At 40.7% G+C, this 22433-nt stretch carries 30 protein-coding genes; 15 read left to right on the top strand and 15 right to left on the bottom strand.

What is annotated here, in order from left to right:
- Position 1: 1 nt before the first annotated feature.
- The 3 genes from H6G79_RS28015 to H6G79_RS28005 are packed head-to-tail and all read right to left on the bottom strand — an operon-like array spanning position 2 to position 2678.
- Positions 2-475 carry an ASCH domain-containing protein gene (locus tag H6G79_RS28015; protein WP_190593352.1) on the bottom strand — a complete coding sequence of 158 codons (474 nt, stop codon included), beginning with the start codon at positions 473-475 and terminating at the stop codon, positions 2-4.
- A gap of 4 nt (positions 476-479) precedes the next feature.
- Positions 480-1319, bottom strand: coding sequence for a DnaB helicase C-terminal domain-containing protein (locus H6G79_RS28010; protein WP_190593353.1), 840 nt, complete (start codon positions 1317-1319; stop codon positions 480-482).
- Positions 1320-1355: 36 nt separating this feature from the next.
- A complete protein-coding gene (locus H6G79_RS28005; RefSeq protein ID WP_190593354.1) occupies positions 1356-2678 on the bottom strand; it encodes a helix-turn-helix domain-containing protein in 1323 nt (440 codons plus the stop codon).
- A gap of 144 nt (positions 2679-2822) precedes the next feature.
- Here H6G79_RS28005 and H6G79_RS28000 point away from each other — a divergent pair, with 144 nt between their 5' ends.
- A complete protein-coding gene (locus H6G79_RS28000) occupies positions 2823-3779 on the top strand; it encodes a cytosolic protein (protein ID WP_190593355.1) in 957 nt (318 codons plus the stop codon).
- A 44-nt stretch (positions 3780-3823) separates the two neighbouring features.
- On the opposite strand, the gene H6G79_RS27995 is transcribed toward H6G79_RS28000, so the two are convergent.
- The 6 genes from H6G79_RS27995 to H6G79_RS27970 all read right to left on the bottom strand — a co-directional run bounded on the left by H6G79_RS27995 (position 3824) and on the right by H6G79_RS27970 (position 8025).
- Complete coding sequence (locus tag H6G79_RS27995; RefSeq protein WP_242048588.1) at positions 3824-4414, bottom strand: alpha-ketoglutarate-dependent dioxygenase AlkB; 591 nt, start codon at positions 4412-4414, stop codon at positions 3824-3826.
- A gap of 5 nt (positions 4415-4419) precedes the next feature.
- Entirely contained in the window at positions 4420-5127 is a 708-nt protein-coding gene (locus tag H6G79_RS27990) for a hypothetical protein (protein WP_190593357.1), read from the bottom strand.
- A complete protein-coding gene (locus H6G79_RS27985) occupies positions 5124-5345 on the bottom strand; it encodes a hypothetical protein (RefSeq protein WP_190593358.1) in 222 nt (73 codons plus the stop codon). The genes H6G79_RS27990 and H6G79_RS27985 overlap by 4 nt, the downstream gene beginning before the upstream one ends.
- 120 nt (positions 5346-5465) lie before the next feature.
- Entirely contained in the window at positions 5466-6365 is a 900-nt protein-coding gene (locus tag H6G79_RS27980; RefSeq protein ID WP_190593359.1) for a hypothetical protein, read from the bottom strand.
- Between the two features lie 26 nt (positions 6366-6391).
- A complete protein-coding gene (locus tag H6G79_RS27975) occupies positions 6392-6874 on the bottom strand; it encodes a DUF1392 family protein (RefSeq protein WP_190593360.1) in 483 nt (160 codons plus the stop codon).
- Between the two features lie 122 nt (positions 6875-6996).
- Positions 6997-8025 carry a hypothetical protein gene (locus tag H6G79_RS27970; RefSeq protein WP_190593361.1) on the bottom strand — a complete coding sequence of 343 codons (1029 nt, stop codon included), beginning with the start codon at positions 8023-8025 and terminating at the stop codon, positions 6997-6999.
- A 171-nt stretch (positions 8026-8196) separates the two neighbouring features.
- On the opposite strand from H6G79_RS27970, the gene H6G79_RS27965 reads away from it, so the two are divergent.
- From H6G79_RS27965 to tnpC, 3 genes are all read left to right on the top strand, one after another.
- Positions 8197-8376, top strand: a complete 180-nt coding sequence (locus tag H6G79_RS27965) for a ribbon-helix-helix domain-containing protein (RefSeq protein WP_190593362.1) — start codon at positions 8197-8199, stop codon at positions 8374-8376.
- A gap of 327 nt (positions 8377-8703) precedes the next feature.
- A complete protein-coding gene (locus H6G79_RS27960) occupies positions 8704-10554 on the top strand; it encodes an AAA family ATPase (RefSeq protein ID WP_190593363.1) in 1851 nt (616 codons plus the stop codon).
- A 159-nt stretch (positions 10555-10713) separates the two neighbouring features.
- The gene (gene tnpC, locus H6G79_RS27955; protein ID WP_190593364.1) at positions 10714-12186 is read left to right on the top strand and encodes an IS66 family transposase; all 1473 of its coding nucleotides are present in this window, start codon (positions 10714-10716) and stop codon (positions 12184-12186) included.
- On the opposite strand, the gene H6G79_RS27950 is transcribed toward tnpC, so the two are convergent.
- The gene (locus H6G79_RS27950) at positions 12183-13274 is read right to left on the bottom strand and encodes an RNA-guided endonuclease TnpB family protein (RefSeq protein WP_190593365.1); all 1092 of its coding nucleotides are present in this window, start codon (positions 13272-13274) and stop codon (positions 12183-12185) included. The genes tnpC and H6G79_RS27950 overlap by 4 nt on opposite strands.
- Positions 13275-13279: 5 nt before the next feature.
- Here H6G79_RS27950 and tnpA point away from each other — a divergent pair, with 5 nt between their 5' ends.
- From tnpA to H6G79_RS27930, 4 genes are read left to right on the top strand one after another with little or no spacing between them, the layout of a single operon-like run.
- Positions 13280-13723: an IS200/IS605 family transposase gene (tnpA, locus tag H6G79_RS27945; protein WP_199334086.1), complete on the top strand. Its 444-nt coding sequence runs from the start codon at positions 13280-13282 to the stop codon at positions 13721-13723.
- Positions 13724-13734: 11 nt separating this feature from the next.
- A complete protein-coding gene (locus tag H6G79_RS27940; RefSeq protein WP_206757514.1) occupies positions 13735-14079 on the top strand; it encodes a hypothetical protein in 345 nt (114 codons plus the stop codon).
- A 46-nt stretch (positions 14080-14125) separates the two neighbouring features.
- Positions 14126-14347 carry a hypothetical protein gene (locus H6G79_RS27935; RefSeq protein ID WP_190593367.1) on the top strand — a complete coding sequence of 74 codons (222 nt, stop codon included), beginning with the start codon at positions 14126-14128 and terminating at the stop codon, positions 14345-14347.
- Positions 14344-14766: a type II toxin-antitoxin system VapC family toxin gene (locus tag H6G79_RS27930; RefSeq protein WP_190593368.1), complete on the top strand. Its 423-nt coding sequence runs from the start codon at positions 14344-14346 to the stop codon at positions 14764-14766. The genes H6G79_RS27935 and H6G79_RS27930 overlap by 4 nt, the downstream gene beginning before the upstream one ends.
- A 169-nt stretch (positions 14767-14935) precedes the next feature.
- Here the strand turns inward: H6G79_RS27930 and H6G79_RS27925 are convergent, their stop codons facing one another.
- Positions 14936-15697: an Rpn family recombination-promoting nuclease/putative transposase gene (locus H6G79_RS27925; RefSeq protein ID WP_190593369.1), complete on the bottom strand. Its 762-nt coding sequence runs from the start codon at positions 15695-15697 to the stop codon at positions 14936-14938.
- A gap of 237 nt (positions 15698-15934) precedes the next feature.
- Between H6G79_RS27925 and H6G79_RS27920 the strand changes: the two genes are divergently transcribed.
- Both H6G79_RS27920 and H6G79_RS27915 read left to right on the top strand, forming a co-directional pair.
- Positions 15935-16798, top strand: a complete 864-nt coding sequence (locus tag H6G79_RS27920; protein WP_190593370.1) for a hypothetical protein — start codon at positions 15935-15937, stop codon at positions 16796-16798.
- A 230-nt stretch (positions 16799-17028) separates the two neighbouring features.
- A complete protein-coding gene (locus H6G79_RS27915) occupies positions 17029-17244 on the top strand; it encodes a hypothetical protein (RefSeq protein ID WP_190593371.1) in 216 nt (71 codons plus the stop codon).
- Between the two features lie 347 nt (positions 17245-17591).
- Here H6G79_RS27915 and H6G79_RS27910 read toward each other — a convergent pair whose 3' ends face one another.
- The 4 genes from H6G79_RS27910 to H6G79_RS27895 are packed head-to-tail and all read right to left on the bottom strand — an operon-like array spanning position 17592 to position 19448.
- On the bottom strand, positions 17592-17966 hold the full coding sequence (locus H6G79_RS27910; protein ID WP_190593372.1) for a hypothetical protein: 375 nt from the start codon (positions 17964-17966) through the stop codon (positions 17592-17594).
- 2 nt (positions 17967-17968) lie between these two features.
- Positions 17969-18505 carry a hypothetical protein gene (locus H6G79_RS27905; protein ID WP_190593373.1) on the bottom strand — a complete coding sequence of 179 codons (537 nt, stop codon included), beginning with the start codon at positions 18503-18505 and terminating at the stop codon, positions 17969-17971.
- A 5-nt stretch (positions 18506-18510) separates the two neighbouring features.
- Entirely contained in the window at positions 18511-19071 is a 561-nt protein-coding gene (locus H6G79_RS27900; protein ID WP_190593374.1) for a GNAT family N-acetyltransferase, read from the bottom strand.
- Positions 19072-19085: 14 nt separating this feature from the next.
- Positions 19086-19448, bottom strand: a complete 363-nt coding sequence (locus H6G79_RS27895; protein ID WP_190593375.1) for a hypothetical protein — start codon at positions 19446-19448, stop codon at positions 19086-19088.
- A 122-nt stretch (positions 19449-19570) separates the two neighbouring features.
- Here H6G79_RS27895 and H6G79_RS27890 point away from each other — a divergent pair, with 122 nt between their 5' ends.
- The 5 genes from H6G79_RS27890 (at position 19571) to H6G79_RS37490 (ending at position 22128) form a co-directional block, all read left to right on the top strand.
- On the top strand, positions 19571-19780 hold the full coding sequence (locus H6G79_RS27890) for a hypothetical protein (RefSeq protein ID WP_190593376.1): 210 nt from the start codon (positions 19571-19573) through the stop codon (positions 19778-19780).
- 314 nt (positions 19781-20094) lie between these two features.
- Positions 20095-20352: a hypothetical protein gene (locus H6G79_RS27885; protein WP_190593377.1), complete on the top strand. Its 258-nt coding sequence runs from the start codon at positions 20095-20097 to the stop codon at positions 20350-20352.
- Positions 20353-20867: 515 nt separating this feature from the next.
- Positions 20868-21503 (top strand): hypothetical protein, encoded by a 636-nt coding sequence (locus H6G79_RS27880; RefSeq protein WP_190593378.1) that lies wholly within the window; start codon positions 20868-20870, stop codon positions 21501-21503.
- A complete protein-coding gene (locus H6G79_RS27875; protein WP_190593379.1) occupies positions 21503-21994 on the top strand; it encodes a hypothetical protein in 492 nt (163 codons plus the stop codon). The genes H6G79_RS27880 and H6G79_RS27875 overlap by 1 nt, the downstream gene beginning before the upstream one ends.
- Before the next feature lie 2 nt (positions 21995-21996).
- Positions 21997-22128: a hypothetical protein gene (locus H6G79_RS37490; RefSeq protein WP_277877360.1), complete on the top strand. Its 132-nt coding sequence runs from the start codon at positions 21997-21999 to the stop codon at positions 22126-22128.
- The last annotated feature ends 305 nt before the right edge of the window (positions 22129-22433 follow it).

Here is a 22433-nt window from a genome sequence, read left to right as displayed (position 1 = left end):
GTTAGTTGTTAGTTGCTTCTAATTGATGCTCGGAAAAATCAACTTCAACGTTGAATAAACCTTGCTTACCAGTGATAGGAATAGGCTGAACAATCCGCCTGATATTGTCTAACCTCCAAGCAAACCGTCCAACTTGCCAATCCCCAGTATCAAGTTCAGTTTGCGGCTGCTGGTCAATGAAAGCCTGATTCATGCTAATGCAAGCGATTAAATCAACCAGAGCCACGGCATGACCAAACGGCAAATCTTCCCACTCAATGTAGTTATCAGTGTGAGCTAGTATTTGTTGATACTTATTAAGGAAGTAGCTATGAGTGAGTTTTTGGCGAATGCTGGTCTTCTTGGCAGCACAAATTAACAACGGGCCTCGATAACTGGTAGACCAAGAACGAGTTTCATGCTTTTTCAAACCCATTGGGATAAGAGATGCCCAGGGTTGATGTAGGCTAATGGCTTTAATAATGGTTGTACTCACTGTTTTAAAACCCCCGACCACGAGACAAATTCTTGAAAGAGATAAACTGATGATCAAACAAAAGCTTGACCGTGCCAGTAGGGCCATTGCGTTGCTTGCGAACGATTAACTCAGCAATGCCCCGATCTGGGGTATCGGGGTTGTACATTTCTTCGCGGTAGAGCATGATCACAACATCGCTGTCTTGCTCTACCGCACCACTGGAGCGCAAATCGCTGAGTATGGGGCGTTTGTCATTGCGGTGTTCAACTTCACGGCTTAACTGCGATAGAGCCAGAACTGGTACATCCAAATCCTTGGCGAGTTTCTTCAATCCCCGGCTGATTTCGGCAACACGCTCAGTCATATTTGTCCTGAAGTCAGCAGCTTCAGCCATCAGTTGTAAGTAGTCAACAATCACAAGTTCAACACCACCATAATGGGATGAAATTCGGCGGACTTGGCTACGGATTTCATTGAGAGAAGGGCAAGATTCGTCGTTGATGAAAATCTGTTGTTCACTCAGTTGAGCGATCGCCCCACTCAAGGGTTGCCACTGACCGTCAGAAATAGCTCCTCTTTCGAGAAAATTGTTTTCAATGCCAGATTCGCTGCTCAAAAATCGCTGTGTGTACTCTTCAATGGACATTTCTAAGCTGAAAACGCAAATAGGCAACTTTCCAGTTTTGGCAACATTGAGAGCGAGATTACCAGCCAAAGCAGATTTACCAACAGAAGGACGAGCAGCCAGCACATACAGCCGCCCTTTACGAAAACCACCGCCGAGTATTGCCTCTTCAGCTTCAATGCTTTGTGGGGGTAAGCGGTCTTGTTGTGATGTGAAGTTTAGTTTGTCTTGTGTCATAAATATCTCCTTTGGAACATAAATTGCAAATGATTTTTACGCTGCATTTGGATGTAAGTACGCATACATTGAGGGATGCGTAAGTTTTAACCATTCCAGCCATTTTTCTGTCGCACCTGGGTGTTGCTGGTCATAGCGGGTACTGAAAGAAGCGATCGCATTCTCAAGGCCAACTTCATCCATGCGGTCTAGAAGTTCACTGAATGTTGCTTTATGCCAATCAAGAGAACGATTCGAGTAGTAGCCAATAGGCTGGTCGTTTGATTGAGATTCTTCAAACGTTGGTGTAGATGATTCGGTAACTTTTGACCAATAGACCAGCAGTTCTTCTAAACCAGCTTTACTCACCTCCCAATTGCTGATGGATTTGATGACAGTGGGGATTTTTTGCTGCCAATCAACCTTGTCCCACCCGGCTCGTTCCTTGGCGATTAACTCCACTAAACGGCGATCGCAGGTTTGGTAAATTTTGTCTCTGGTATTTGTGCGCCAGGGGAAACGCCAACAGCGCAGTTTGATTTCGTTTTTGTAAACTGCGGGTAATGGCTCAGATGCCATGATGCTGGGGTCAAGCAGAATGTGATTGAGCAAATCCTCGATGGACTGAAATTTTGGTTTGCTGGGTTTATTGTTCGGTTGTTCGCCTTTCTCGAATGACCCCGCCGCAGTAGTTGGTCGAAATGAGGGATTGTCTGTGTGATGCGAAGTCTCGGATTGATTTGACAACGAAGCGAGAGATTCAGGAATTGGTTCTTTTTCCTGGTTTGGTTGTAAGTAAGAGTCAGTTTCTTCACACACACATTCTTGGGTGGGGGGTGCGCCGAGGGAAGGGGGCGCTTTTTTAGGGTGTTTTTCTTCTAATTGATTTTCTTCTAATTGTTTTTCTATATGAGGGGTGGATGCTCCAACGTTGGATAGCCCACCGTTGGGTAAGCCACCTGTGGGTGAGCCATCGTTGGACAACCCACCTATGGATGAACCACCGACGGATGAGCCATCGACGGGTGATCCACCTATGGGCAACCTACCTATGGATGAGTGATTGTCTCGAAATAACTTTGTGTCGTCTTTGCTGGTAAAAATGTAATATTGCCAGTCAAACTTGCCATTGTTCGGGTTATGCTCTTGGACTCTTACTAAATAGTCATTTTGTTCAGCATTTTTGATAGCGTTACGGATTTTGTCTCGTTTGTAGCCCAAATGTTTTTCGATTACCGTAAAGCTAATATCAAAGTTTTCGTCGTGAGAAGCTACCCAACAAATTAATCTAAATGTTGAATCAGTGAGATTGTCATCCCGAATTAAATTGTTAGGAATGGCTGTAAACTGTTTGGAGGGTTTACCATTACGAAATCCCATAAATTCCTCCTTGAATTTTCATAATTTTGGATACATCTAAGTCACTCAAAAAGAACGTGCGAATGATATTATCTGTTAAGTCCGTCCATTCTATATTTATTGACATAATTGCACCTGATTAATTTCAAATCGAATAGTTTTTTTATGACTAATAAAACACCTCAAACGGAATATGATTCGCCTTGGAAACAGATGCTACAACTGTATTTTCAAGATTTTATGTTGTTCTTTTTTCCTCAAGCACATAATGAGATTGATTGGAGTCGTGGTTTTATTTTTCTAGATCAGGAACTCCAGCAAGTAGTTCGTGATGCGGAATTAGGAAAGCGACTGATTGATAAATTGGTGAAAATCTATCGCATTGGGGGTGAAGAAGAATGGTTATTAATCCATGTCGAAGTTCAAAGTCAAGAGGAAACTGTTTTTCCTAAACGGATGTTTGTCTACAACTATCGAATTTTTGACCGTTATGATCGCTCGGTTGCATCTTTAGCGATACTGGGGGATGAAAACATTAAGTGGCGACCAAATCAATTTGGTTATGAATTATTTGGCTGTACGGTTGATTTTCAGTTTCCTGTAATCAAACTGCTCGACTATCAGCAAAGGTTGTCGGAACTTGAAGCCAGCCATAACCCATTCGCTACAGTAGTAATGGCTCACTTGGCGGCGGTACAGACCCGTAGTAATAGATTGCAAAGAAAACAATCAAAACTGGCTTTAGTACGTCGGTTGTACGAGCAGGGGTTTGAACGCGAGGCTGTTGTTAACCTGTTGGCTTTTATTGATTGGATGCTGACGCTACCATTAGATTTAGAACTAGAGTTTCAACAGGAAGTAGAACAATTGGAGGCACAACAGCGTATGCAGTATGTAACATCATTTGAACGCAGTGGTATTCGCTTGGGACTGTTAGAAGGGATTGAGTTAGGTTTAGAACTTAAATTCGGTGCTTCTTCACTCTTTGTAATGGATGAAGTTTCCCAAATTTATGACATTGAACAATTACGAAAAATTAAAGAAGGTATAAAAACAGCGACTTCAATTGATGAATTGCGTTCTATTTACCAAACAGCAGATGACACTCCAAGAGAAAATTAAAGTCTTAATTTGCTGGTAATTTTCCTCTTTTAATTAGCAATTAGTTAGGATTTCCCCCCAACGTGCGGTCGGAAAGTCAGATTAATCCGTGTAGTTACAAGCTTGTTGGTCTTCGGAACCTGATGCAGATGAGTAGTCTGACAACCAGGAAGCATCACCAGCAAACTCCCATGCTCCAGCCAGAAATCAGTAGGCTTACCTCCGATGGCCTTAATTTGGAATTTGCGAACCGAACCTAAACTTATGGAAGCGATCGCCGGATTTAGCCCCATCGAAGTCTCGCTATCGTTATGCCAGCCGATACTGTCTTGGCTGCTTCTGTACTGATTGCCAATGACGATACGGAAGCTGTAACCAGTAGCGGCGGTGATTTTATCTCGCAGTTGTGCCAGTGGTTCTGTCCAAGGCTGGGGTTTGAGTAAAACGCTCTTGGAGTAGAGATAATCACAGCCCTCGTCACCGTAAATACATTCCAGTCGCGGAACAGGCATCGTTTTGCCCAGCATTTTTATCTGATTCTGTTGCCATTGCAGTTGTTGGCAATATTGATATAGTTCGTCAACTTCCGCGAGAGTGAGAAACTCTGGATAGTAATTGACTGGTAAAACTGTTGTAGGTTCGTCAAATAGCGTCATCTGTTTCATAATTCCCCTATGGCGTAGACGCAAAGCGGCTTGTCCTTGGACATCGCCCTTACAATTTCTTCTGCCCGTTCTTGAGAAATAGCCTGTTCAGGATTCTTGTAAAACCCAACAATTTGAGATTTGGGACGCACGATAATGCGTTGTGTGGTTACACGTTTATCCCAAACAAAACACGAGATGGTGATGTTATCGGTAGCCCAACGAGTACCCCGCTTATCCTTACGAAAACAAAAGCGTGGCAAAGTTAACACCAGTGAAGGTGGATATTGCATCAGAAAATCTGCCCGATCATCACAGGGTTCGAGAAAACTGGTCAACAAAAATGCAGCAACACCAACACGGGCTTTGTGGTAAGCATTCTTGATAATAGGTGCAGCAAACTCCGCATAAGGTGGATTAGTGCAGATCCAATCGCATTCGGGGAATTCTGCCCAGGACTTGGATAGTGTTACATCCAAGTGGTGATCAGCCTGTTTGTTCGGGTCGATGTCATTTGTCCAGATATGTTCTGTATGAGGCCACACGGATAGTAATGATGCGATCGCCCTATGCCCAACGCAAGGTTCACCAATCACACCAGATAACGGAACATAGCGCAGTAGTTCAGTGGTGAACCACGAAGGAGACTCGTAGAAGTTGAGAGGGTGACGGGTAACTGGTTCAGTAACAGTTGTATGAGGTACTAATAATGGTGTGACCATCATGCTGCTTCTTCCTCAACATTAAAAGAGTCTTGATTGTGGACAATCGTTGCGCTGATGGATTCAAAATCAACCTGAAAAATATTGAAATCTGGTGTCATTTCGCCGGAATTGTATCGGTCTGTGATGACTTGTCTGATAGTTTCTTCTGTCAGTCCATCGGGTATCTCTAAGTGAGCTTCTTGGTAAACTTTTTCGACTAATTGAACTACGATTTTCATAATGCTATTAACCTGTTATTAACAATGGGTTATTTTTAATTTCATGAACAAGCATTACTGTGCTGTCTTGAGATGTGTGATTTCTCTTTACGAGTATTAATTAAATAGCCAGTAGTAGACTCATGCTAATGGCTGTAAAACTGATACTCTTCCTTTTTTATGAGTAAATGCCCCCGCTTGCTTGAGTGCTGCTGCCGGATTCGGGTGTGCAAAAAACTCCTCAATTGCTTTGGTCAAACCAGCAGCTACCGCAGGATCGTGACAGGCATACACAAAAACTGGTTGTTGAGTGCCGTTAACCAAGCGATCCTCTTGGCGATTGCCCAACTGTGGATAAAACGTGCGAACCCAAGTACCCAGATGACCCCTGTAATGTGAACCACTGATCGGGACTTTTTTACCAAGTTCACTTTCTGCAAAATTCACAACCCCAAGCCAGCGATCTTTTGAAGGAGCTAACATCTTCCGGTTGTGTTCAGCCAGCAAGTTCCCAGCATAGTCCTTTACCTGTTGCTCCATATAAGGGTTAAGTCGTCCACCAGTCAACTCGGCTAAGGTCTTCATAGCCTGAACAAGAGTATGCAATCGCTGTTCAACTGGAGGAAGTGTTGGTGTGGGTGGTTGTTGGGGTTGAGTGGTGGGTTTTGTCCAACCCATAATGTCTTGCATCCAAGCGCGAACACCGATTCTGTTAAAAGCCTTGCACACTAGTCGAGCCTGTTGTTTACAGTACCGCCCCGCATCAAAAGCGTAATATTCAATAACGGCAGCGACACCCATATCGGGAATTCCTTCATTCCAGGTTTCTAGTGCCGCAGGGGTAAAGCCTTGCTGTATAAGGTTTTTAGCTAATGCAGAGGGTTCTAGTGCCGCACTTAGTAACGCACGGCGAAGCGAAGAATCTTGTACATCTGCCAGCCTTGCAGTTGCTCGAATACTGGCTTTACCATGACCGTTAGAGTCAATAGTAATTTCCTGTTTTATCTGTTCGATAATTTGAGCGATTTCGATAGGTGACATAATCGTTGCTCCGGGTTGAAAAATACTTACACATGAACTCGAATCAAATCCTGTTCACCCACCAACGGAAAACGAGCAGGTGCAGCCAGTGGTTGAACCAAAGCCGGGGATATCATTTCAATCACGTAAAACCAAGCGTTGTTCACCAGCACAATCCCCAGAATCAAACGCTGCTTTGTGGCGTGAGCATCAAAACGGAGCATGACGCGTTCGTCGAAGACGTTGGCGCAGCCATCGCCTAGCACAAACGCAGGTTTTCTCATGTACGTGGACTTTACCTCTCCAGTACCGATAATCTCGTGCTTGGTGGTGTAGGTGATGGAGCGATCAACTGCGATCGCATAAAGCCATTTGTCTTCTTGCCACAACACCCCGCAGCAGTAACCGAATGTTTTGGAATCGGTGAGGTAGACTTTCTCGGAGAGGTTCACTGCTAGGGATGGCATCTGTTGACCCCAAGGTGGCGACAAATACCAGCATTTTTCCAGGGTGATGATTGCACAAGTCATGGTTTTGGCTATGAATGAAAGGATTGATGAGGACAATTACTGAGGGTTATCATCAAGCTGATAGTTATATTTGAAACTAGTAAGCCAAATCTGGTTAGTGGGCTTTTGATGCCCACTTTTACTTAAACAGCCATTAACGCCGCAGTCTCAAACAACCCCTGCAATTCCCCCGGCGACAGTTGCTCAAGCGGATGGTATTGCAGATATTCGTTAGCAGTGGGTAAACCATCCGGTATTTGAAGCAACCACACGGCATCCGCAGCAGAGTCACAAAAGACTTTCTCTTGATGGGCGTGGGCTGTACTTGTGAAGCACCAATTACCATTGGCGTAGCCTGCTTGTCCGAGTTTCACGTCCTGTTGGTAAATGCCGTCATCCAGCAGTTCTAATCCGTGTTGCTCACAGGCATCGAAAAGCTGCACCATGATTTCGTTACCTGTGGTGCATGGTTCCTCAAATGCCCGTTGCACTGGTAATGTTCCTTGCTGGTACTGCTGCTTGACATAACTGTGGCATCGAGCAGGTGTAGTGTCCCGGAAAATCTCAGCGTCGTTTACCAGCACTCGCCAGTACAAATCCTCGTAGTTGTTCGGGTCAAAGCTAACGCTGGCTACCAATTGACCATCAACAGAAGCTTCTTGGTCGTAGAAGGAGATTTCTGTAATTGTCGGGAGTTCGGGAAATTGGGCTGGTGCAGGTAAGGGTAACGGTAGTGTATTGTCTTTGTAGTGCCATTCGATGAAGCGTTGGCATTGCGCTTGTGTAGTGTGGCGGAAGATTTCGTTACCATTTACCATCACTACCCAAGGCTGAGTGACGAACTCACTGCTGTCGTAGCTGATGTACGCGATTAGCTGTTTGCCAGCAAAAATCTCGAAATGGTGGGGGTTGATTTCTATTACTGTTAATTCTTCAGGGGCGATCAGGTTTGCTTGGTCTGCGATGTAGCGGTTGAATTTGCCTTGGGCAATGTCCTTCTCGTCAATTTTTTGGAGTTTGCTTTCTTGGTATCGAGCGATCGCACTCCTCCACGAATCCTTGCAGCGTCTATCTTTTACTGTGGTTGTACAGCCGATTTCGCTGTAGATGCGCTTTAGCTGGGGTAGGGATTTGCAGCGTAGCTGTTGATGGGTATACGTAAGATGGGTCATAATGGAAATTCCTTATTATTAGGGACAGAGAAAGCACTTTAGATTCGCAGTCGGGGTGCTTTCTCTATTTCTATGGTAGCACTACTTTAGTGCTACTACAACATTTTTATTGCGCTAAAGTAGCGTTACCCTCGTGCTACAATGGAGGGAGTATAGTTTTGGAGTAGCGTTATGGTGTTATCAGTGGTTACAGCCAAAAAGCGAATCTCGCTTTATTTGGATGAAGCATTAAAGTCTGACTTGGAACGGTTAGCCAAGATTCGGAAGCGTTCTCTATCTAATTTGATAGAGGTTATTTGCGAAGAAGAAGTAGAACGCGCCAAGAAGAATGAAGAACTAAAGGATGCGTAATCTTCAGCCATTGGTTTTAACGCTCTATATTCGTTTCAATTGCTCATTTGGTAGGCAAATGTATAATTTTTAGCGTTTATACGTATGACTTTGAGTTAACACATATAAAAAATACTTTCTTTTTAAAATATTGCTAATAAAGAAAGTATTTGATCCCCACTAAAAAATTTTAGATAATTTATTATTAAATTATTTATAGGCATTTGTTAAGCTACTAATTTTAGTTATATTTTCAAAATTTTGAACAGTGGATGTAATCATGGAATAAAGCATTTGAAATGCCTCTCAATAATTAACAATTTATTTAAATTTAGTAAATTCGGGTTTATGTACTTCAAGCAAATTAATTTAAGGAATGTCGGGCCGATTGAAAAAATTGATTATGATTTTTCATTCAACAGTAACGGAAATCCTAAACCTGTTATTCTTGTTGGCACAAACGGCTCTGGAAAGAGTATTCTGCTTTCCTATCTTTTAAATCCTCTAATGGCGGCACAGCAAATTGCTTTTGATGACGCAGAAGTAGAGCAGGGCAGGGTTTATAAACTTCGCAGTCCTCAATACATAAAAAATGGAGAAAAATTTAGTTATGCAAGAATAAACTTTGGTCAGGATTTTAATTGTTATGAGTGGCAACTCTGTATTCCAAAAGAGGAATACATTAAGCAGTTTGGTGAGCCTGAAGTTGATAGCTCTTTTGAAGAAATTCCTTTACATGAAACTTCATTTTTTAATGTAACGTTTTTAAATAATGCAGTAGAGATATCGCAACAATTTAGAAAAAATTGTGTATTATACTTTCCAGCAAATCGCTTTGAACAGCCAGCATGGTTAAATGAAAGAAATCTTAATGCAATAGCAGAGTTTGTTGCACAGCAAAAGATAGATAGAATTTCAAATCGCAGAATTATTCAGCAATCACCACTAACTTTATCAAAGAACTGGATTTTAGATATTGCATTTGATAGAGCTAATTATGAATTGCAATTATCAAATATTAATGTACCAATTATAGGCTTAAATACGCCGACTGATACTAACAATCCTTGCAGAATATATTTTAATCCTTTTTATAAAGGAAAATCTTCTCGATTATGGGAAGCAATGTCAAATATCATTAAATTAATTTTCCGAAGTGATGAAAGTTTTTGTTTTGAAATTGGGCTTCGTCAAAACAGGACTATATCTGTCCTGAAAAATGGAAAACCATTCATCCCTAATATTTTTCAGCTTTCTACAGGTCAGACTTCAATTCTTAATATTGTTTTATCTATTTTACGCGACTTTGATATGTCTGGTGCGCCTTTTGAAAATCTAGAAGACATAAGCGGAATAGTTATTATTGATGAAGTTGATGCACATCTGCACGCTGAATTACAAAGCAATGTATTGCCAGCTATCATTGCTATGTTTCCCAAGGTTCAGTTCATTCTTACTACTCACTCGCCATTATTCTTGTTAGGTATGAAAAATATCTTTGGTGATACTGGATTTGATATTTTGTCACTACCTACAGGATTAAAAGTTAATACCGAGGAATTTGAAGAGTTTAAATCTGCATTCGATTTCTATAAAAGCTCATCTGTATTTCGTCACAAAATTGAGTACGAAGTAAATCAAACTCGAAAACCAGTTATTTTTGTTGAGGGAGATTACGATATTAAGTATTTGAACAAAGCGGCTTTGCTTTTTGGTAAGCAATCAATATTAGACCAGATTTTTTTATATGATGGAGATGGACAGGGGAATCTCAGTAATATATGGAGAATACTTTGTAAGGATGCTAAAAGATTAGCAATAGCCCTTCCAAAAGTTGTCGGATTGATTTATGATTGTGATACAAATCAGAAGAATGAAGATAATAGCATGGCTAAGAAACGTGTTATACCTACCATGCCTGACAACCCAATTCCAAAAGGAATTGAAAATTTATTTCCAACAAGTACCATTAATAACCTTCGTAAATTAAATCCACAGTTTTTTGATATAACACCAGAAATAACAAAAACTGTACGTGGTGTATCAGAAAAACAAGCAGAAATCTGTGAGATAAATAAGTCTGAAAAACGAAATATGTGTGATTGGCTGTGTATAAATGGGACTGTTGAAGATTTTGTTAACTTTAAATTTGTATTTACTTTAATTGAAGATATAGCTGAATTAAATAATGTTAGTTAGTATTATTAACGCAATTGCAATTTCTATAAAACATATATAAAGGTGTTACTACAACAAATATCAAATGAGGAATCTAAGAATGTTAATTAATCCTGCAACGTAAGGATTCAGGTGGCAGAGTATTGACAAAGGGAACACTTGAGGGTGAGTATCACAAATATGAACCAAAACCTGCCTCAAGATTTAAACCGAGAAAGCTTGAACCAGTTATCAAAAGAACAACTGGTAGAGATAATTATTGAGCAGAGCAAGGTAATAAGTGAGTTACAGAAAATCATTGTAGAACTACAGCAAGAAATAGAACGTTTAAAAGTTAGTCGAGATTTGGATAGCTCTAATTCGTCGAAACCACCGTCTGGTGACATTTTGAAAAAGAGCGAAAACAAAAAATCACCCCCACAAGAAGAATCAAATCAGCCGCGAAAGAAACCAGGTGGACAGCCAGGACATCAAGGTAAGACTCGAAAGGGTTTTGGCAGAGTAGATCGTTATGAAATTTTGCGTCCAAGCGAATGTGTCCTTTGTGGTCAAAAAGCATTTGCGGCAGTAGCAGTAAAAGTAGAAAAACAGACTGTAGCGCAATTAGTGGAACGTCCCATTGAAATAGTTGAGTACCAACGCCATACTTGTATATGTGAAAGTTGTGGCAATCTACAAACTGCCTCTTGGCCAGAAGATATCATTCCAGGACAAGATTTAGGGGTGAAATTACAGGCGTTTTTAGGATGGGCAAATAACTATGCACATATGCCCTACGAAAAACAGCAGGAAATGTTGTGGGAGTTGGGGCGAATTGATATTGGGCTGGGGACGTTAGTTGCAACCAATGAACGAATTACTGAAGCAATTGAACCGAGCATCACTGAGTTAAGTGGTTGGCTAAAACAGACACAACCTAATATCCATGTGGATGAAACGCCTTGGTCAGTCAAAGGCACCAAAGAATGGTTGTGGGTAGTTGCTAATTCTGAGTTTTGCCTGTTTACTGCGGCTGATACTCGCTCTAGAGCCGAATTATCAGCAATTTTAGGAACCCAATATCAAGGCGTAATTATCAGCGACGATTTTAGTGTTTACAACGGCTATCAAGCTTTTGCCCAACAGAAATGTTTAGCGCATCTACGCCGCCACTTCAAAAAATTAATTCAACTTCCTGGTCTTCACAACCAAGCTATTGGTGAAGCGTTTGTTGATTTAATTGATGAAGCCTTTAGAAGTTATGGGCAATGGTTTGAGACTCTTAACTCCACCAATTACAACGATTGGGTCAATCAATTCAAATCCAAGTTGCAATCCTCTATTGATCAATGGATCAACTTAGCCGGAGCAACAGCAGGCCAGCTTTTACGTTCTTTGCGCGATAAAGCTCATCAATGGTGGTATTTCCTTGACCATCCTGAAGTTCCTCCTGATAATAATCAGGCTGAACGCTCGCTGCGTTTAGCTGTCACAAAACGTAAGGTTAGTGGTGGCTCCCGTTCAATGGAACGGTTTCAACACACTGCCAATTTGTTGACGGTGGTGCAAACCTGTCGCCGTCAAGGTAGGTCTATTATTGATTTTTTTGCACAAGCTCTAATTGCTGATTCTCATAATTCTCAGTCTCGTCCTTCTTTACTTCCGCAATACTAGACCTGAATCCTTACTTCTATATTTCGGGATGCGTTCTCATCCCTGTCTTGTTCAGTACCACAACTCAAGCACAGCAATGAGCGAACAGACAAATCAATCTTGCCCCAGCGATACCCACAGCAAGAACAAGTTTGGCTAGTAGGTTCCCATCTACTAATTACCCTGAAATCCCGATTAAGTTTTTCAGATTTAGCCTCACAAAATACCCGAAATTCTCTCCATCCCTGCAAGCTAATCACTCTTGCTAACTTACGATTCTTGACCATTCCTGATACATTCAAATCTTCCAAAACAATAGTTTGATTCTCGCTAACTATTTTGGTTGATAACTTGTGTAAGAAATCTTTACGGGTATCTGCAATTTGGTTGTGTTGTTTAGCAATTCTTAATCTGGTGACTTCACGACGTTTAGAGCCTTTCTGTTGCCTTGCTAACTTGCGTTGTAGTTTACGAATTTTGCGGTCTTTCTTTGAGTAATCAGGGCTTATTGCCTTTTCCCCATTACTCATAACCGCAAAAGTTGTGATTCCCAAGTCGATACCAATGCTTTGATTTTTGGCATCAATATTGATTGGTTCAACCTCTACAACAAAACTAAGAAAATAGCGATTAGCGCAATCCTTTATGACCGTGACAGATGTAGGCGATGCTGGTAATTCTCTCGACCAAATAGGCTTAACATTACCAATTTTGGCTAGATATACTTCCGAATCTTTAATTGAAAACCCACCAATTCTAAATCGCGCTGACTGTCTCCCCATTTTCTTTTTGAACTTAGGTGTACCTACTTTTTTACCTTTTCGCTTACCCTTGAGTGAATCAAAAAAGTTTTTGTAGGCAACTCCTAAATCAGCAACAGATTGTTGCAATGGGATGTTTGAAACATCAGACAACCATGAACGTTCCAATGTCTTTTTAGCTTGGGTAATCACCAACTTTTGCAAGTCGTTGTTACTTGGCAGTTCAAGAGACTGTTTACAAATAGCCAGTGCATCATTCCAAACTACGCGCACACAACCAAACAACTGAGCTAAAAGCCGTTGCTGTTGGTCTGTTGGGTAGAAACGGAATTGATATCTAGCTTTCATAGATAATGTATAATTGGTCTGTAAGAGTATTATACATTGGCATACAAGAAGTGACAAGCCAGTTTCGCAGAGAAAGAAACTCTGTTACAGATTTAAAAATTCACTTGGTCTGCGTTACTAAGTACCGCAGGTCTGTATTTACAAAGGATAGCCTTGAATTAATTGATAAAACATTTAGAGAAGTAGCCGAAAAGATGGATTTTCAAGTAATTGAATTTAATGGTGAAGATAATCATGTTCACGCACTTATTGAATATCCACCTAAATTGTCTATCTCTCAAATAGTTAATGCTTTGAAAGGTGTTTCTAGTCGCAGATATGGACAAGCAGGATATAAAAAGCCCCACAAAGAAACCTTGTGGAGTCCCAGTTATTTTGCTGTGTCCGTAGGAGGTGCGCCATTAGAGATCCTAAAGGAGTACATCAGAAATCAAGAAAAGCCGTCGTAGAACGACGGGGCTTGTATCCCATTCTTTTGGTCAAGCAGATTGCTTTTCGGTTAAAAAGACGGGGTTATCATCGTACCGAATTCGCTATTGCGGGTAAACTCAATGCTTTGGGTTACTCTACTCGTCCATTTCTTGATAACTATAGTTGTAGTGAAATTGCTAAGGCTCTTTGTTTGCATTCCAGCACTATTACTAGATGGGTGAGAATTGGTTGGTTGAAAGCAAAAAAACGTTCTGTTAGCTGTTATCAAATCAAAAGCCGAGATTTGAAGCAGTTTTTGAATAATCCTCCGAAGCCAATTAGAAACCGGATTGCGGCTATAGATCCGCAGGTGGTGAGGTATTTGGTGGGTTAATCGAGTGCGAAAGTAAAATAAAATTATCCTAAGCCTAAACCGTATCATGTTACTCCCAGAACTTGAACAACAACTGCTTCAACTTGACCAGAATGAGAAACTGTATATTATTCAACTCCTAGCCCAAAGTCTCACAATACAGGATACTCAAAAAGAACAACCAACCAAACTCTCCCAATTTTTTCGTCAATCCCCCTTGGCTGAAGTGGGTGAAGAACTTGACCTGAGCAGAGATCGCAGCCTGACACATGATGCCTTTACGCCATGACTTACCTTCTTGATACCTGCCTAATTTCGGAACTGGTTGTCAAACAACCAAATCAAAAAGTTTTAGACTGGTTAGATGCTCAAGAGCCAGAAACACTTTACCTGAGTGTAATTACAATTGGTGAAATTGCTAAAGGTATCAGTAAACTTCCTACATCTAAGCGTAAAGATTCTCTCTTGACTTGGTTAAATGTAACCTTACCTCATCGCTTTGAACAAAGAATTTTAAGCGTTGATGTCTCAACGATGATGTTATGGGGAAACTTAGTCGGACAACTAGAACTTTTGGGGCGACCTCTACCTGTAATGGATTCTTTAATTGCTGCCATAGTCCTGCAATATTCTCTAACATTAGTAACTCGGAACGAAAATGATTTCGCCGGAACAGGGGTTGTCATCTTTAACCCTTGGTCTGGTTAGTTATTACCCAATTAAAAGCCGAGATTTGAAGCAGTTTTTCAAGAATCCTCCGCAGTCCATCAAGCATTAAATTGCGGCGATAGATCCGCAGGTGGTGAGATATTTGGTGGGGTAGTCAGTATTGGAATGTTTGTGGAGGCGAGGGTAGCTCAAGAGCAGGTATCTTAAGTTACTCGTTGGTTTGCTGCTGCTGTAACTGTTGTACTGCTTCTGGGGGTAAACCTGTTAGTCGAGAGATCGCGTCAACAGCCATGCCCTCAGCTAACAGGTTGAGGGCGATTTCACGGACTTTCTTGTTGCTTCTTTCAGCCTCAAATGATTGGTAGATTATTGACTCGCGCATAACATCTTTTTTTAGTAGACGCTCAATTACTTCTTCCTCTAAAACTAAACTAGCTAAGATTGCAGTAGCAGCCGCAATATGACTTTGGGTTTGTTTTTGAGGGAATGTACCAATAGTTGCAGCTACTTGTTGTAGTGTTTTAACCTTGTTATCCGTAGCACTTAAGACAGCAAATAGTAGCAATCCTATAGATTTTAGAAATATATCTGGGGATTGCTCCCACAATCGAATTACTTCAAACTTATGGTGGAGGTTTTCAATAGAAAATGTGGTCTTATACACCTGCTCAGATGTAGTTTTTTCTAGATAAATTACCACTTGATGTATCTGTTTATCAGGAAAGCGTTCATATATTCGCACATAGTAATAAGCCATCTCGAAAGGAAGATTTTCATCAGGCTGTGTTTGGAATTCAATATGCAATACAACTTCGTTTGATTGCAACAGTATCACGCCATCAGTCCGCATTGGTTCCCAAGTCAACCCGGTTGGACTTAACACAGTTAAAGTCATAGGTTCGCCTAATAACCAAGTTGCAAAATCAGGAGAATAAAGTTCAGCAATCAGTTTACACGTACTAGCAAACATAAATAGTTTTTATTGATATATTTGGTTAGAAGTTATTGTAAAATATTAACCAATTTTGTAGTTGAGATAGTTACAATAATAAATTATAAGTTATTGTGTTTTTCTTTATCAATTTCCTCCCAAAAAATTAAGAGCTTCGCTAAAAATTTAGAAGTTTGTCATTTCACTATTTTTAATACTGAATGTACAAACAGTCTGAATACAACAGCATTCAAAAGAAATTGGAGATAATTGCTAATGACGGAAATCAAACTAGGCTTAGGTAATCCACCACTTCCTATTTACCTGTATGTCAATAAGCTAGAAATCAACGGTCAAGTCTATGGTTGGTACAACTTTGATGTCGCTCTCGATAAACAGACTCCCATACCCCAAAGAGCATTGACAGGTTATATAAGCGAAATACAACTGACAGATAAAGATTTCAAAGGCAAAGATAACCTGAAGTTAGATATCTTCATTCTGGCTGATGAACTTTACGTTGTCCGAAGCGGGATTGAGACTAACTTTACTAAGTCTTTCTTACTCGCCACATCAGTTGTAGAAGACTTCTCTAGACCTATAACAATTGTTGCTAATCCTGGAGAGGAGAATGTCGTGTTTTGCGGATTATACGATGCTCTAACCAAAACTAAAATTCGTAGAGATTGGGATGCTAATGCTGATTGGGCAGGGTTAATACAGCAAATTCAATCTAAACTATCCAATAGTCCTAAATATAATTTGGATGAAGATGAGCGCGATCGCCCCGTTGCACAACTACCTTCTCCAACGCCTGTGAAATCTAATACAGTTCATCCGCAAGATTTGCGAATCAAACAAATCCGCACATTGACGAATTATCCCGTCGATTTAATTAAAGAATGGTTGCAATTTCAAGATGCTTTGGCTCCTAGCCAACTCCCTGTTGCTGTTGTTGATAGGCTGGTGCGGGACATTTGCTTGTCGTGGGCATCTGACAAGGTTGATTCCAATCATGCTGCTAATTCTTATCAGCAACAAGTGATTGGCGCGATCACTGCTGGTACTCCTGAGATAGAAGCCATCCAACAGTGGATGAATTATGTTGCAGGACTGGTAACACCTGTAGCTTCTCGTTAGATATTTAATAATGCAGCCATCACAACGGCTGCTAATTTTTTCGTAAGAATTCAGCACACAGAAGTCAGAATTCAGAATTGAAGAGTAATTGAGGATAATTAGGCTATTTTACCCTGAAGAATGTAATTAAATTTTCTACCATTCTGGCTCCTGGATTCTGACTCCTGAATTCTTACATTTTTTCCAGCGAAAACTACACTCATTTTTTTGAGAGTTATTTAGGAAAAAATATGGCAGAATTATCACGCATCATTCAATTAAGAGTAGAAGAACTAGAAACCAATCTAGAGCTAACATACTCGGAAATTTTTACCACAGTTTGTCAAGAAAATAATCTAAATGCGCTGGCTCTTGAAGAGGTTTTAGGGTGTGATTGCCCACATGGATTAATTGGATTTATTCAAGAGTCTTATGAATCGGAAGTTTTTGGTTATTTCACAGAATAAGAGCAATATCAATATTAGGAGTAAACACAATGACAAATAAAAAGTGGGCGGTAAAACGACTAACTATTAACCTTGCTTCTTCTGTCAAACGAAAGAAGCCCAATGCTTGTTAAAGGCCATTTATATATGTTCCGTGGATAGCAGTTGCGGTACTCTCACCAACCACAATGTGGTGTGCAACAACGGTATGTATTTACTGACTCACAGGGTCAGCGCAAGGAGTTAGGGGCGCAAGTTGTCAGGCGGGAAGTTCGGGCTATTCAGGAGTTGTCTTACAATTAACTGGTGGCGATAAACATACTTGTTATGATCACTCTTAAATTCAGCAAGCCTTAATTACCTCAGAATTAAGCACTTAGTGGTTCTGGCTCTGTATCAGCTATTTCCAAAACCCGACGCAACCAGTCCCCAGTTGCAACAGCCGCAGCTTGTTTTTGCTCATCATTAGACCAAATCTCGTCCCAATGAAATAGCCAATGAGTCATTAAACGCACTAAATCAACCAATTCACAAGCCCGGTCAATGTCATCCGCTTTCACCATGTCTGGCACAGTCCACTCAATAAAATACCGACTTTCTTTTACCAGAGGCAGCATTAAATCCTTCGATGAGTTTTGAGTCCAAAAAGACTGAATTTGTGACAAGTGACTTGCCAAATGATGTAAGCGGGTGGAAACATCATCTTGCATAAAAAGTTGTTGCTCTGGTGTCGGTTCAATCATGTTTATGCTGAGATTTTTTCGCCAGTAGCTTGATGAATAATTTGCTGTTTGAGAGAGTCTGCGGCAACTGCGGCAATCATTTCCCAATCCTGTGGTGTTAATAAAACTTCTAGCAACTCGCGTAGTACTTCTCGGTTAGAAATGAACTCTTCACCATAAAGTTCATCTTTTCCCAAAGTTGTGAGTACTAATTGCTTTACCTGTGGTGTGGGCAACCTTAATTTTTCAAGTATAATTTCTCTTGCAGTTTTTACAGCAATTTTTGTAGCTGTTCCCAAATTCCATTCATTCAACAATAATCGCACTTCTTTATTTAGGGAGATACGCAATGTTGTTAAACGCCCCAGGAGTTCAAAGTTGAGTATGAGGTCGCCAAATGCACTTCCCCAGTTTAATCCAGCACCAATGTTACCACCAACAAGCTCCTCAGCTTCTACAGCTTGCCGTAACCAAGCTTCATCAAGCAGTAAATCCATTGGGTTGGTTGCATTGTTTTGACTAGGATTATCGTAATTTTCTCTCAATTCGTGTTGACTCATCTACCCTAAACCTGACTAGAAGAACGCCATACCCCGTATTCAAAGTAAACTAAATCGTCGTAATCTTCATCTTCTCCTAAATCAATCATGCCTTGGCGATCATAGAATTTTTCTACCCCAGGTAGTGAATGTAATCCTACTCTACCTTCATAGCCCAGTTCTAGACTACGTTTTCTGGCAAAGCTTAATAGTGCAGTACCAACACCCTTATATTTAGGTGGGCGTTGAATTGCCTCCCGATTCCAAGGCGCAGAAGCAATACCATCAACGTAAACCAAGCGTTTTCCTGGAGTTAAACGTGAGCCGTGCAATTTAGCTTCCATGAGCATTAAACCTTGAGTTTCACTATCGTATTCAATCGCATAACCTTCACGGTTTGGTTGTCTGCTAATGACAAACTGGAGTTTAAATTCCCAATCCCAAAATTTATCTTCTTGTCCGTGCAGTTTTAATTGTTCTTTCCATCGGGAGGTGTATTCATCAGCATGTTTTTGTGTTAGCTCTACTAAATCCGCTTTTACGGTGATGCTATCTTGACCGCGAATTAGTCTGACGTTGCTTTGCATAGCAATGACTTTAATTATTCATCTGCTTCCGGTAACTCAATTTCCCCATCCTCTATGAGGCATCTCCAGTCAACATCATCCACATCTATAGATTCGTCGTACTTATCAGCCTTAAGTATTTGTTTGATTAATTCTTCGACAGGAATTTTTAATATGGCAGCTTCTTGCCGTAAGTCCTTGCAAATTTCATCCCAATTATCTGCACTAGATACCCGGTCAATCAAAATAGCTTCAGCCATACGAGTCTTAGAAACACCTCTGGTATGTCCCCACAGAGATAAACGGATTTCTTTAACAATAGGAAGGTTTACCGGAAATCGGCGATCGCGTTTTCTAATCATGTGAATGTCTGTCAGAATAATTTCTGATTTTAGCAACTAATTAGTAACTAAACAGTTTAATTTTAGATTCTAAATGGTACAAAATAAACAGATGCCCCCGGTGGTGAAGCACCGGAGGACTCTTGCACCACCACAAAATGAGCCTATGGAGGGCAACTATGAGCTTACTGGAATTTATTCACAAATGGGAAGCGCCCGAAGAAAACAGATTGCGCTTATTGGTAACAGCATTCTTTGAGCGCGATGAGCGCACCATTAGAAAATGGATGAACGAGCAAACCCCAAGATATGCAAGATGGGTGCTTGATCAGATAAACAAAGAATGGGAGCGCAATGGCAGAAACTATGCCATTTTTTTTCAAGATTAGCGGAAGTTTTTGCAGCTGTTTTTGCTGATATTTTTGTATACCCGCCAATAGTGCGGGTTATTTATTATTTGTGCATAGGTGAAACGTTGTTACACGCAAAATATGCACACAGGATTTGACGCAATTATTCAGGAATTGCAAGGCGAAAACCCAAGCAAGTTACGCGCCTTGTCAGAACTAAAAAAGCAGGCAGTAATTTACCATTTATTGAATTTTGAATTGTTTTGACTTATTCCTTCTACCCTCTGCCCTCTGCCCTCTGCCTTCTGCCTTCTTCACTAGCCCACACCAAAAATCAAACCTTTGAAGGTAAGATGGAGCGATTACAGGAGGATTTAAAAAGTAGAAAGATTTCTCCTCAAGAAGCTCAAGAGCAATATCAAAATTTGATAGGCAAGGAATACGATAAGATTCCAGCACAGGGATTTAAGCTGCCACCAGATATTCGGCAAGCACTAGAAAACGGGCTTGATTATAAACAGTTATCTGGAAAAGTAGACCCGAATACTTACAATTTTTTGGAGCAAGCATACTGGTATGGAGATTGGAATCACGGGAAAATCAAAAAGTAATAATAATTTCTTAAGATGCAACACTGCAACGATGTTGCAGGTTGTTGCAAGCAACAATGTCACGCAAAAATCAGCAACTACTGTCAAAAATACAGTCAAAAAACCTAATAAATCGTTGATTTATGCTTATTCATAGACAAGGGGGTGCAACACTATCGAGAAGAGTCTACCTGTAGTACTAGAAGCTATCAAAGAAGATTCTAAGTTTTGGCAAGCACTTTTTGACAACTTACTGTCAAGAAAAGAGTTAGCCAATATATTAGGAGTAAATAGGACAAGTATTTGGAGATGGGAACGCAATATCATTGATAAAGTCAGTCCTATCAAACACAGATACTATATAAATTCCAGAAGTCCTTACTTAGATGCTTACCAAAGATTTCTGCTAATAATTATCTTTATTATTAAGCAAGAAATTGATGAGAGCTTACTAAAAAACTCAGAACCCAAAAAATTTTTGAAGCTAAATTTCCAGAAATTAACACGCGAAAATTTTGAATTATGGAGGAACGAAAATGTCAACATTCACTCGCAGTCAACTTTATGAATACTTTGGAGAGCGTTATTCCCCAGAACAAATAGATAATTCGTTGATGATCATGGCGCAAAATGGCGCAAAAATAGACCCGGATGCCGAAGAGTTTTCTGATGACATAACTGAGGAATTAGAAGGAATATTCAATGCTGTTGGAGAAGCCCTAAACAACCAACAACAATTAGGGCAGTCAGACGAGATTACTGTTAAACAAGCCTCTAAACTAGCAGCACAATATTCTCGGCACTCCAGCCCTCAATTGATGGCGGCGATGATAAAAATGGCGGTGCAAGATGGCATCAGGAAGGCGGCAGCTATTAATCAAATCAAGAACCACGTATTTAACCGAGTTCTTGAACAAGGCGATGCAGAACTTGTTAACTCTGTGAGAACAGGTAACAACCAGACTACTGACTTGTTGATGGAGTGGGCGAATGATGGAGAGCGCGTTGACAAGATGCTAGGAAATTACGGCATTAAGCCTGTAGATATTGATGCGTTTTTACTAGAAGTGAATGGTGAGATTGCTGGCACAAAAGCAGCAGTTAAGGCAATCGCACCCAAATCAAAGACAACTATAGATATTGATGCTTTTTTGCTGGAGGCGGGAGAGTAATGTTGACATCAAGACAATGGCGTAAACATCGAACATCAATTATTTTTGGGGGAATCATTTTAACTTCTTTAGCTTTCTCCAGTGAGGACATCTCCCGAAACCTGCAATCTATTTCATCAATCAAGGCACAAATCGCTACTAACTCCGAGCAACAAACCAAGCTGGAACAACAATTAGCATTTGAGCAAGAACAAGCCAGGATTGCTGATGCCAGATATCAAAATGGCTGTCTGCCAATAGTTGTAGGTAGTTACCCACGCATTCGTTATGTATCGATATTTGAAGGGCAGACACTTACAGACCGTCATACCAAACAACCACTTCCCAGTGGCACTGTGGTTTGTGATGGTCAGGGGAACACTGGAGTAATTGAAGAAAACGGGACGGTGGGTGCGATCGCGTTCACTGGCAACAGAGATTTAGTTGCCAAACGACTCAAGAGATTTCGGGGTGGTATCTATAGTCAACCAATCGCGGATGGGGAGAATTGATTATGGCTCAGTATTATCTGCCCCTTGATGATGATAAAGGTTTACGAAAATTAACAAACAATCAAATTTTAGGGTTAACTAAATTGCTTGTAATCAAAACCGTTGATTTCAACAAGGACGAAAAACGTGGTTAACTTTTCGATGCCCAAGAAAGGAGATCGCCCACGCAACAACAAGCCCAATTCATGGCTAAGAATTTTGTATTGGGGGCTGGTGTTCAGTGCATTTTGGTTTGCCTATCTGAATATTCAGCCCTACGAAAAGGTTGTAGGATTGCTCAGTGGCAAGGTCTTACAGCACCTACGGCTGTTATGAGGTACAGTAGCAGCAACTAGCAAACCAGTTTCTTAAATGTTGAGGATTTATTAAGTCGAGTGCAACTGAGATTAGTTTATCAACCATTTCTGTTGTAGTTGGAGCAAAATTGCGTAAAAAAGAT

Origin of the sequence: Anabaena sp. FACHB-83 (genome assembly GCF_014697485.1) — a bacterium.
Taxonomy (GTDB): Bacteria; Cyanobacteriota; Cyanobacteriia; order Cyanobacteriales; family Nostocaceae; genus Nostoc_B.
Note: the sequence above shows the minus strand (reverse complement) of the source record. Positions and strands in the feature narration are given on the sequence as shown.

Bases quoted from the DNA above. Each gene is read 5' to 3' on its own strand.
- H6G79_RS28010 (WP_190593353.1), bottom strand. From the start codon at position 1,319: ATGACACAAGACAAACTAAACTTCACATCACAACAAGACCGCTTACCC.
- H6G79_RS28005 (WP_190593354.1), bottom strand. From the start codon at position 2,678: ATGGGATTTCGTAATGGTAAACCCTCCAAACAGTTTACAGCCATTCCT.
- H6G79_RS28000 (WP_190593355.1), top strand. From the start codon at position 2,823: ATGACTAATAAAACACCTCAAACGGAATATGATTCGCCTTGGAAACAG.
- H6G79_RS27995 (WP_242048588.1), bottom strand. From the start codon at position 4,414: ATGACGCTATTTGACGAACCTACAACAGTTTTACCAGTCAATTACTAT.
- H6G79_RS27990 (WP_190593357.1), bottom strand. From the start codon at position 5,127: ATGATGGTCACACCATTATTAGTACCTCATACAACTGTTACTGAACCA.
- H6G79_RS27985 (WP_190593358.1), bottom strand. From the start codon at position 5,345: ATGAAAATCGTAGTTCAATTAGTCGAAAAAGTTTACCAAGAAGCTCAC.
- H6G79_RS27980 (WP_190593359.1), bottom strand. From the start codon at position 6,365: ATGTCACCTATCGAAATCGCTCAAATTATCGAACAGATAAAACAGGAA.
- H6G79_RS27975 (WP_190593360.1), bottom strand. From the start codon at position 6,874: ATGACTTGTGCAATCATCACCCTGGAAAAATGCTGGTATTTGTCGCCA.
- H6G79_RS27970 (WP_190593361.1), bottom strand. From the start codon at position 8,025: ATGACCCATCTTACGTATACCCATCAACAGCTACGCTGCAAATCCCTA.
- H6G79_RS27965 (WP_190593362.1), top strand. From the start codon at position 8,197: ATGGTGTTATCAGTGGTTACAGCCAAAAAGCGAATCTCGCTTTATTTG.
- H6G79_RS27960 (WP_190593363.1), top strand. From the start codon at position 8,704: ATGTACTTCAAGCAAATTAATTTAAGGAATGTCGGGCCGATTGAAAAA.
- tnpC (WP_190593364.1), top strand. From the start codon at position 10,714: ATGAACCAAAACCTGCCTCAAGATTTAAACCGAGAAAGCTTGAACCAG.
- H6G79_RS27950 (WP_190593365.1), bottom strand. From the start codon at position 13,274: ATGAAAGCTAGATATCAATTCCGTTTCTACCCAACAGACCAACAGCAA.
- tnpA (WP_199334086.1), top strand. From the start codon at position 13,280: ATGTATAATTGGTCTGTAAGAGTATTATACATTGGCATACAAGAAGTG.
- H6G79_RS27935 (WP_190593367.1), top strand. From the start codon at position 14,126: ATGTTACTCCCAGAACTTGAACAACAACTGCTTCAACTTGACCAGAAT.
- H6G79_RS27930 (WP_190593368.1), top strand. From the start codon at position 14,344: ATGACTTACCTTCTTGATACCTGCCTAATTTCGGAACTGGTTGTCAAA.
- H6G79_RS27925 (WP_190593369.1), bottom strand. From the start codon at position 15,697: ATGTTTGCTAGTACGTGTAAACTGATTGCTGAACTTTATTCTCCTGAT.
- H6G79_RS27920 (WP_190593370.1), top strand. From the start codon at position 15,935: ATGACGGAAATCAAACTAGGCTTAGGTAATCCACCACTTCCTATTTAC.
- H6G79_RS27915 (WP_190593371.1), top strand. From the start codon at position 17,029: ATGGCAGAATTATCACGCATCATTCAATTAAGAGTAGAAGAACTAGAA.
- H6G79_RS27910 (WP_190593372.1), bottom strand. From the start codon at position 17,966: ATGATTGAACCGACACCAGAGCAACAACTTTTTATGCAAGATGATGTT.
- H6G79_RS27905 (WP_190593373.1), bottom strand. From the start codon at position 18,505: ATGAGTCAACACGAATTGAGAGAAAATTACGATAATCCTAGTCAAAAC.
- H6G79_RS27900 (WP_190593374.1), bottom strand. From the start codon at position 19,071: ATGCAAAGCAACGTCAGACTAATTCGCGGTCAAGATAGCATCACCGTA.
- H6G79_RS27890 (WP_190593376.1), top strand. From the start codon at position 19,571: ATGAGCTTACTGGAATTTATTCACAAATGGGAAGCGCCCGAAGAAAAC.
- H6G79_RS27885 (WP_190593377.1), top strand. From the start codon at position 20,095: ATGGAGCGATTACAGGAGGATTTAAAAAGTAGAAAGATTTCTCCTCAA.
- H6G79_RS27880 (WP_190593378.1), top strand. From the start codon at position 20,868: ATGTCAACATTCACTCGCAGTCAACTTTATGAATACTTTGGAGAGCGT.
- H6G79_RS27875 (WP_190593379.1), top strand. From the start codon at position 21,503: ATGTTGACATCAAGACAATGGCGTAAACATCGAACATCAATTATTTTT.
- H6G79_RS37490 (WP_277877360.1), top strand. From the start codon at position 21,997: ATGGCTCAGTATTATCTGCCCCTTGATGATGATAAAGGTTTACGAAAA.